The sequence below is a fragment of the Photobacterium aquae genome (assembly GCF_001029445.1).
GTDB lineage: Bacteria > Pseudomonadota > Gammaproteobacteria > Enterobacterales > Vibrionaceae > Photobacterium > Photobacterium aquae.
Genome location: NZ_LDOT01000010.1, coordinates 41633 through 50500, shown reverse-complemented (window position 1 = coordinate 50500; position 8868 = coordinate 41633). Strand labels below are relative to the sequence as shown.

Genomic DNA, 8868 nt, shown 5'->3' with positions numbered 1-8868 from the left:
GTCTCTCCTTCCGCACCATCATTTAGAAACCCACCTTTGGTGGGTTTTCTTTTGCCTGAATTTTGGCAAAACTCAGAATACAATCTGTTTTACAACCTACTCAAATGATCGTATCTCTCTGGTTGTGGAGCCGGGTGTTTTAATTACATCCGGCTTTTTCTTTGCCCGCAAAAAAGCGGGACTCCGCCCGCTTCCTTCCAAATCCATTACAAACGACAGTTACAAAAAACTAAAGTCCCATCGCATACTTCAGTACCTGGTGCTTGAGCGGCCCTGCGTGTTCCGCCGCCTTTAGACCGATATTGCGCAATAGTTTCACCGGCAGTAAATCATTGCTAAATGCCGTGTAGAAAAAATCCATCCCGGCCTGCATCAACAAATTATCAGGCCGGCGGCGACGTTCATAATTGGCCAATACAGCCATACAGTCCCAATCCTGCTTCGCCTTTTCAATTTCCTCCAGCAGCACGCTGACATCCTTGAAGCCAAGATTCACCCCCTGCCCGGCCAATGGATTGATGGTATGGGCGGCATCACCGACCAAAACCACACCCGGCTTAACATAATGTTGTGCATGACGCCGCGTAAGTGGGAAGCTACCGTGACCGAGGATCTCAAAACCTCCCAGCTCGGCAGGGAAATGATGGCGGATCTGCTCGGCCAGCTGAGCATTGGGCATAGCCGATAATTGTTTAATCCGCTGCGGGCTGTCATACCATACCAGCGATCCCTGATGGCCCGGCAGTGGCAGGAAAGAACGCGGGCCATGCGGGGTAAACATCTGCCATGTAATATCTTGCTGGGGTAAATCTGTTCTGACATTAATCAACATGCAGTGCTGGCGGTAATCCCATGCGGTGATCCCAATCCCAGCCTGTTGGCGGATCTGGGAATTGGCACCGTCGGCCCCAACAACCAGCCGGGTCAATAATTGTCGCCCGTCATCAAGCGTAACCTCGGTGCCATTATCGTGGTTGGCCAAGGATCGGATTTTCGCCGGGCACAATAATGTAAGCGTCGGGTACTGCTCGAATTGCTGCCAGAGGGCCAGCTGAATCACCCGGTTTTCTACAATGAAGCCTAACTGGTCAAGCTGCATCTGATCGGCGCTGAAACGCGTCCGGCATTCTGGGTGCTCCCACGTCTCAAGCCGTTTGTAAGGGCACAGGCGCATCGCCAAAACGTCATCCCACGCTCCCAATTGCTGAAGCAAGGCGACAGAATGTGGGGAAATTGCCGATACGCGCAAGTCCATCGGCTGCTCTGAATCAAACGCCTTGGGTTCGATGCCTTCAACCACTGCCACCGCCAGCCCCTGCTGGGCCAAACCAATGGCCGTTGCAGCACCGACCATCCCGCCACCGGCTACAACCACGTCAAACTGTTCCATTTAGGCTCCACTGCTGTGTCTATATTATTAACGCCACTATACCGCAGCTGCTTCCTACCACCTTGGCTAAACTCGAAAAATTCAAGAAAACCCGCAGCGCGATATACCCATTTTACCGAAATTCCCTACACTAGGCAGTGTCAATCATCGGCGGATGATCTGACTCGCTCACCCCATCTACGGAGAATACGCTTGCTACGCCGTCTAAAACACATCCTGCTCGGTACTATCCTATTTATTCTGGCTTTTCCCGTCTTCCTTGTCGCGGCGGGTAAATTTATCGACCCGCCCATATGGGGTTGGCAGATCCACCGCTCCCTGTTCCCGCCAAAGGATTTCCCGCCCTTCACCGCGCATGACTGGGTCGATCTAAAACAGATATCCCCAGCCATGCAATTGGCGGTCATTGCCTCGGAGGACCAGCACTTCCCCAGCCACCACGGCGTCGATATCAATGCGGTACTCACCATCATCAAACAGGCTGGCACCGACAGTCCCTCCCGCGGCGGCAGTACTATCACCCAGCAGACGGCCAAGAACCTGTTTTTGTTTCCCTCACGCACCTTCTTGCGCAAAGGTGTTGAGCTCTATTTCACCCTGTGGATGGAGTGGCTATGGAGCAAGTCTCGGATCCTAGAGGTCTACCTCAACATCGTCGAGTTCGCGCCGGGGGTCTATGGCGTCGAAGCCGCCAGCCAGACCTTCTTCAGCCGCCCGGCTTCCCGGCTGACGCCCCAGCAGGCCGCCCAGCTAGCCGCTGTTCTTCCCAATCCCTACCGGATGAGCCCTGCGCCCGCCAGCTCCTATATTAAAAAGAGGGCGCGCTGGATTCGCCAGCAAATGCGCCAACTCGGTACACAAACCCTTGACCGCCTTGATCGCTAAACCCACATTTTATTCGGGGTGGTGATGATCTGGTCAGGCAGGGCGTAAAGCAGTACAATACGCGGCTTGCTACAGTCACCACCCTACTTGAATGTGCTGACTGAACGATGCAATGTTGAATGCAATGAATAAACACTACGAGTGAAGAGTTAGACATGGCTAAGAAACTGCTTATTAAAACCTGGGGTTGCCAGATGAACGAATACGATTCATCGAAAATGGCCGATCTTCTAAATGCAGCCAATGGCTTCGAGTTAACGGAAGAACCAGAAGAAGCAGATGTTCTGCTGCTCAATACCTGCTCGATCCGTGAAAAGGCTCAGGAGAAAGTTTTCCATCAGCTTGGCCGCTGGAAGACACTTAAAGACAAGAAACCTGGCCTGGTTATCGGTGTCGGTGGTTGTGTGGCAACCCAGGAAGGTGACTCTATCCGTAAACGTGCGCCCTATGTGGATGTGATCTTTGGCCCGCAGACACTGCACCGCCTGCCAGAAATGATCAAGCAGTCACAAAATACCGAAGCGCCGGTTATGGATATTTCTTTCCCGGAAATCGAAAAGTTCGACAGCATGCCAGAACCAAGGGCTGAAGGCCCAACTGCGTTCGTATCAATTATGGAAGGCTGCTCAAAGTACTGTACCTACTGTGTCGTACCATACACCCGTGGTGAAGAAGTTAGCCGCCCGCTTGACGACGTGCTGTTCGAAATTGCCCAGCTAGCCGATCAAGGCGTGCGCGAAGTTAACCTATTGGGTCAGAACGTAAACGCCTACCGTGGCCCAATGCACGATGGTGAGATCGCCACTTTTGCTGAGCTATTGCGCCTGGTCGCAGCGATTGACGGTATTGACCGTATTCGCTACACCACCAGCCACCCAATCGAGTTCACCGATGATATCATCGAGGCCTATGAAGATACGCCAGAGCTTGTTGACTACTTGCACCTGCCGGTTCAAAGTGGCTCAGATCGTATTCTTACCATGATGAAGCGCCCTCACACGGTGCTTGAATACAAGTCGAAAATCCGCAAGCTGCGAAAAGTTCGTCCAAACATCACCATGAGCTCCGACTTCATTGTTGCGTTCCCAGGTGAAACGGACCAAGACTTCCAAGATACGATGAAGCTCATTCGCGATATCGATTTCGATATCAGCTTCAGCTTTATTTTCTCCCCTCGCCCGGGTACTCCGGCAGCCGATTATCCGTGTGATATTCCGGAAGAGGTGAAGAAAACACGCCTGTACGAACTGCAGCAGCAGGTGAACAGCCAGGCAATGCGCCATGCCCGCCAAATGCTTGGCACCGAGCAGCGTATTCTGGTTGAAGGTCCATCGAAGAAAAACATCATGGAACTACGCGGCCGTACGGAAAACAACCGCATCGTCAACTTTGAAGGCTCAGCCGATCTCATCGGCCAGTTCGTTGACGTGAAAATCACCGATGTCTTGACCAACTCACTGCGTGGTGAACTGGTACGTACCGAAGCCGAAATGAACCTTCGCGTTGCCATGTCTCCAGCCGAGGTAATGGAAAAGACACGCAAAGAAGATGAATTGGGTGTAGGCGTATATACTCCATAGTAAGACGCCCGTTCGACACAAGTAGGACGAGCCCTGAACCAGAGGCTGCCCATCCGGGCAGCCCTATTGAGAGGCAAATCTTGAGCAAAGTTATTACCATTGAATTTAATCTGGAACCCGCCAATAACCAGCGCCTTTCCAGCCTTTGTGGCCCCTTCGACGATAACATTAAACAACTTGAACGCCGTTTGGGTGTAGAAATCAACCACCGCAGCAGCAGCTTTAGCATTGTCGGCCAGCCGCATACGGCCCAAGCCGCCGCTGACATCATCAAGACGCTCTACGTCGATACCGCACCGGTTCGCAACAACGTGCCAGATATCGAGCCTGAGCAAATCCACCTTGCCATCAAAGAATCTGGGGTTCTCGAGCAAAACATCGAGTCCAGCATTCCCTACGGCAAGGAAGTCGTCATCAAGACCAAGAAAGGCGTTATCAAGCCAAGGACTCCGAACCAGGCCCAGTACATCGCCAACATGGTCCGCCATGACATTACCTTCGGGGTCGGCCCTGCCGGTACCGGTAAAACCTACCTTGCTGTTGCCGCCGCGGTTGATGCCCTCGAGCGCCAGGAAATCCGCCGCATCTTGCTGACCCGCCCAGCGGTCGAGGCCGGCGAGAAGCTCGGTTTCTTGCCGGGGGACCTAAGCCAGAAGGTCGATCCATACCTGCGCCCGCTCTATGACGCCCTGTTCGAAATGCTGGGCTTCGAGCGTGTCGAGAAACTGATTGAACGCAACGTTATCGAAGTCGCCCCGCTGGCCTACATGCGCGGCCGTACCCTTAACGATGCCTTTATCATCCTCGATGAGAGCCAGAACACCACGGTCGAGCAGATGAAGATGTTCCTGACCCGTATCGGCTTCAATTCGCGGGCGGTGATCACCGGTGACGTCACCCAGATCGACCTGCCGCGCGGTGCCCGCTCCGGTCTGCGCCATGCTATCGAGGTGCTATCGGACGTTGACGAGATCAGCTTCAACTTCTTCCAAGCCGATGATGTCGTCCGCCACCCAGTGGTTGCCCGCATCGTACAGGCCTACGAAGTATGGGAAAACGAAGATCAGAAACAACGCAAGCTCAATGAGCAGCGTCGCCGTGACGAACAGGCCGCTAATCAAGCAGCACTGTTGGCCAATCAAGCCAACCCACATGTAGAAACGGAAAAAACAGAGTAATGGCTATTTACCTTGACCTCCAAGTCGCCACAGAAAATACCGACGGAATGCCAAGCGAAAGCGACTTCCAACAATGGCTCGATGCGGCAATTGCCCCGTTCCAGCCAGATGCCGAAGTGACCATCCGCTTAGTTGACGAGGAAGAGAGCCACGCCCTCAACCACCAATATCGCGGTAAGGACAAACCGACCAATGTTCTGACCTTCCCGTTCGAAACACCGCCTGGTGTCGAGCTCGAACTTTTGGGTGATTTGGTCATTTGTCGCCAAGTTGTCGAAAAAGAAGCAATTGAGCAGGAAAAGCCACTATCGGCACATTGGGCACATATGGTTGTACATGGCAGCCTGCATCTGCTAGGTTATGACCACATCGAAGATGATGAAGCTGAGGAAATGGAAGGCTTGGAAACGGAAATCATGCAAAACATGGGTTTTTCTGATCCGTATGCCGCAGAAAAGCTGTAACCATTGGCTCTTTTTGTTGTCTAATAGGTACGGCGGCGAAGCTGCCGTATTTTTCCCTGTGGCACAGCCACTTAACTGATATAGAAGTAATTCCTTACAAGCAATGAACGAAGATAACTCACAGAATTCTGAAGGTCCGAGTAGAAAGTCCTTCTTTGAACGTATTGGCCAACTTTTCCAAGCTGAGCCGCAGAACCGCGAAGATCTTGTCGAAGTGTTCCGCGATTCAGAAGAAAACGCACTGATCGACCACGACACCCGCGATATGCTCGAAGGTGTTATGGAAATCGCCGAGATGCGGGTTCGCGATATCATGATCCCTCGCTCTCAAATGGCCACGGTCGATCGTTCTCAGAAGTTAGAAGATCTGATTAATTTAATTGTTGACGCCCAGCACTCTCGCTACCCGGTGATCAGTGACGACAAAGACCACGTGGAAGGGATCCTCCTTGCCAAAGATCTACTGCGTTACCTGCTGCCAAACAGCGAGCCGTTCGACATGGACAAGGTTTTGCGACCAGCGGTCGTAGTACCTGAAAGCAAGCGTGTAGACCGCCTGCTTAAAGAGTTCCGCGAGGAGCGCTACCATATGGCCATCGTCGTCGATGAATTCGGCGGGGTGTCAGGAGTTATAACCATTGAAGATATCCTCGAGCAGATCGTCGGCGAAATCGAAGACGAATTCGACGACGAGGAAGAGCAGGATATCCGTCAGTTAAGCAAACATACCTATGCGGTAAAAGCTCTGGCGACCATTGAAGATTTCAATGAACTGTTCCAGACTCAATTCAGTGACGAGGAAGTCGATACTGTAGGCGGTCTGGTTATGACCAGTTTCGGCCACTTGCCGACACGAGGCGAAGTTGTTGAGTTGGATGGTTATTCTTTCAAGGTAACGTCGGCAGACAACCGCCGTGTGATTCAGTTGCAAGTGACCGTGCCGCATGAAGCACATCAACCGACAACAACATCATAACGAATGACAAAACAAACCATTATGAAGTTGGGACAGCCTGCGCTGGCTGTCCCAGCAGGTGCGCTAGCCACCCTTTCTTTCGCTCCATACCATCATTGGTACCTCGCTCCCGCCTCCCTGTTTGCCTTATTCATCCTACTGCAAAATCAATCAGCCAAGCGTTCAGCCCTGATCGGTTTCCTGTGGGGATTAGGGTTATTCAGCTCTGGGATCAGCTGGGTCCACGTCAGCATTGCCAATTTCGGCGGAATGCCTTGGCTGGCCGGCTGGACGCTGATGGCGTTGCTTATCTCCTACCTCGCCCTCTACCCGGCTTTGTTCGGCTACCTGTTCAATACCTTCAACCGCGGGCGACCGTTCCACCAGCTGATGCTGAGCGGACCGGTGATCTGGTTGCTCCTTGACTGGGTTCGCGGTTGGCTGATGACCGGCTTCCCTTGGTTGTGGATGGGCTATGGCCAAATAGACAGCCCGTTTGCCCCCCTCGCCCCGATTCTGGGCGTAGAGGGCATTACACTGGCATTGGTACTGTCCAGCGGTGCACTTGCGGCGGCCTGCTATTACCGTCGCTGGCAACCGCTGCTGGTACCCGCTCTCATCGTAGGGATCAGCCTTCTTGCGGGACAAAAAGCCTGGGTTACCCCTGAGCCTAGCAAGGCCGTCGATGTCGCGATGATCCAAGGCAACGTGCCGCAGGAAATCAAGTGGCTGCCAAGCCAACGTTGGCCGACCCTGATGAAATATACGGATCTCACCCGGGAGAACTGGGGGGCAGATCTGATCATCTGGCCGGAAGCCGCCGTCCCCGCACTGGAGAAACAGGTTCCGACCTTCCTCCAGAACCTGGATGCTGCCGCCCGCAACAACCACAGCACGGTGATCACCGGGATCCTTGACCAGAACGACAAGGGCCAGTTCTTCAACAATATCCTGACCCTGGGTGTCAATGCCGTCGGGCCGTACCATTACGATGGTGCCGAGCGCTACAGCAAGTACCATCTGCTGCCGTTTGGCGAGTTCGTGCCGTTCGAGGATATCCTCCGCCCATTGGCCCCGTTCTTCAACCTGCCGATGTCATCGTTCAGCCGGGGAAGCTATATTCAGCCCAACCTCGAAGCCAATGGCCATTCGCTGGCTCCGGCACTGTGCTACGAGGTCGCGTTCAGCGAGCAGGTACGCCGCAATGTCAATGTCGATACCGAGTTCCTCCTGACGCTCTCCAACGACACTTGGTTCGGCCGCTCCATTGGCCCATTCCAGCACATGGAGATCGCCCAGATGCGCTCACTAGAGCTCGGCAAGCCGCTACTGCGCGCAACCAATAGCGGCCTGACCGGCGTGGTTGACCATAACGGCAAGATCATCGCCTCGATCCCACAGTTCGAAAGTGCCGTGTTACGTACCGAGGTCATCCCTACTACCGGCATGACCCCGTACACAACGCTAGGCAGCTGGCCGTTGTACATCTACATGCTATGGTCTATTGCCCTATCGTGGCTTCTCGTCCGCCGTCAGGCCGGGCGCTTCCGCGATCAACAGCCGCAGGTTAACTACCACGACTGAGAACTCGGTGGCAAAAAGGCTGAATCTACACTGAAAAACCAGCAAAAGGCGAAGGTAACCCCTTCGCCTTTTTATTTGCCTTGCTAATATTGAGGGGACATTTTTACAGCTGCAGGGAATCGCGATATGAAAACAATCTCCAAGCTCTTCACCATGCTCAGCGCCGTCGCCCTGCTGTGCATCGCAACAGGCTCTGTTGCAAAAGATAAGTTAGAGACACAGGCGGCATTGGACAGCTTCCGAGCCGCACCAGAGACCCAGCCCTTTTTCCATTCCGCCTATGGCTATGCTGTCTTCCCATCCGTCGGCAAAGGCGGTTTCTGGATCGGTGGCGCATACGGCACGGGTACCGTCTATCAGAACGAGCATGTCACCGGACACGCCAAACTTTACCAGCTATCACTGGGCCTTCAGTTTGGCGGGCAGGCATACAGCGAAATCATCTTCTTCCAAGATCAACGCGCTTTCAAGCGCTTCACCAGCGGTAACTTCGATCTCGACGCACAGGCATCGGCCGTCGCCCTAACGGAAGGCGCGCAAGCCAAAGCCGGTACCGCGGGGCTCAGTGCCAGCTCGGGAGAGCACCATATGGATGCCAGCTACACCAACGGGGTAGCCGTCTTTACCTTCGCCAAGGGCGGGATGATGATAGAGGCATCGATTGCCGGCCAAAAATTCAACTATACGCCTCTGGGCCAGCAGACCACGCCCCCTAACACCTCGGCGCAGGACAATGCAGAACCCACCGCCGTAGTCGTCGGTACCTTGGAGCGCCCCTAGATTACGGGATGATTACAAGAGGTCCCGGCACCAACAAAAACAGCGGACCAAT

8 protein-coding genes are annotated in these 8868 nt (G+C 53.8%); 7 read left to right on the top strand and 1 reads right to left on the bottom strand.

The genetic code is table 11. The features are described 5' to 3' along the window. Positions 1–229: 229 nt before the first annotated feature. On the bottom strand, positions 230–1390 hold the full coding sequence (locus tag ABT56_RS08800; RefSeq protein WP_047878515.1) for a 2-octaprenyl-3-methyl-6-methoxy-1,4-benzoquinol hydroxylase: 1161 nt from the start codon (positions 1388–1390) through the stop codon (positions 230–232). Between the two features lie 192 nt (positions 1391–1582). Between ABT56_RS08800 and mtgA the strand changes: the two genes are divergently transcribed. The 7 genes from mtgA (at position 1583) to ABT56_RS08765 (ending at position 8816) form a co-directional block, all read left to right on the top strand. Beyond that, positions 1583–2275 carry a monofunctional biosynthetic peptidoglycan transglycosylase gene (mtgA, locus tag ABT56_RS08795; RefSeq protein WP_084722200.1) on the top strand — a complete coding sequence of 231 codons (693 nt, stop codon included), beginning with the start codon at positions 1583–1585 and terminating at the stop codon, positions 2273–2275. A 155-nt stretch (positions 2276–2430) separates the two neighbouring features. Beyond that, complete coding sequence (gene miaB, locus ABT56_RS08790) at positions 2431–3855, top strand: tRNA (N6-isopentenyl adenosine(37)-C2)-methylthiotransferase MiaB (protein ID WP_047878514.1); 1425 nt, start codon at positions 2431–2433, stop codon at positions 3853–3855. A gap of 80 nt (positions 3856–3935) precedes the next feature. After that, complete coding sequence (locus ABT56_RS08785; RefSeq protein ID WP_047878513.1) at positions 3936–5033, top strand: PhoH family protein; 1098 nt, start codon at positions 3936–3938, stop codon at positions 5031–5033. Then, positions 5033–5497 (top strand): rRNA maturation RNase YbeY, encoded by a 465-nt coding sequence (gene ybeY / locus ABT56_RS08780; RefSeq protein WP_047878512.1) that lies wholly within the window; start codon positions 5033–5035, stop codon positions 5495–5497. Before ABT56_RS08785 ends, ybeY begins: the two co-directional genes overlap by 1 nt. Positions 5498–5600: 103 nt before the next feature. Continuing rightward, positions 5601–6473, top strand: coding sequence for a CNNM family magnesium/cobalt transport protein CorC (gene corC, locus ABT56_RS08775; protein ID WP_047878511.1), 873 nt, complete (start codon positions 5601–5603; stop codon positions 6471–6473). Between the two features lie 3 nt (positions 6474–6476). Continuing rightward, positions 6477–8036, top strand: a complete 1560-nt coding sequence (lnt, locus tag ABT56_RS08770; protein ID WP_047878510.1) for an apolipoprotein N-acyltransferase — start codon at positions 6477–6479, stop codon at positions 8034–8036. Between the two features lie 126 nt (positions 8037–8162). Next, positions 8163–8816, top strand: a complete 654-nt coding sequence (locus ABT56_RS08765; RefSeq protein ID WP_047878509.1) for a lipid-binding SYLF domain-containing protein — start codon at positions 8163–8165, stop codon at positions 8814–8816. The last annotated feature ends 52 nt before the right edge of the window (positions 8817–8868 follow it).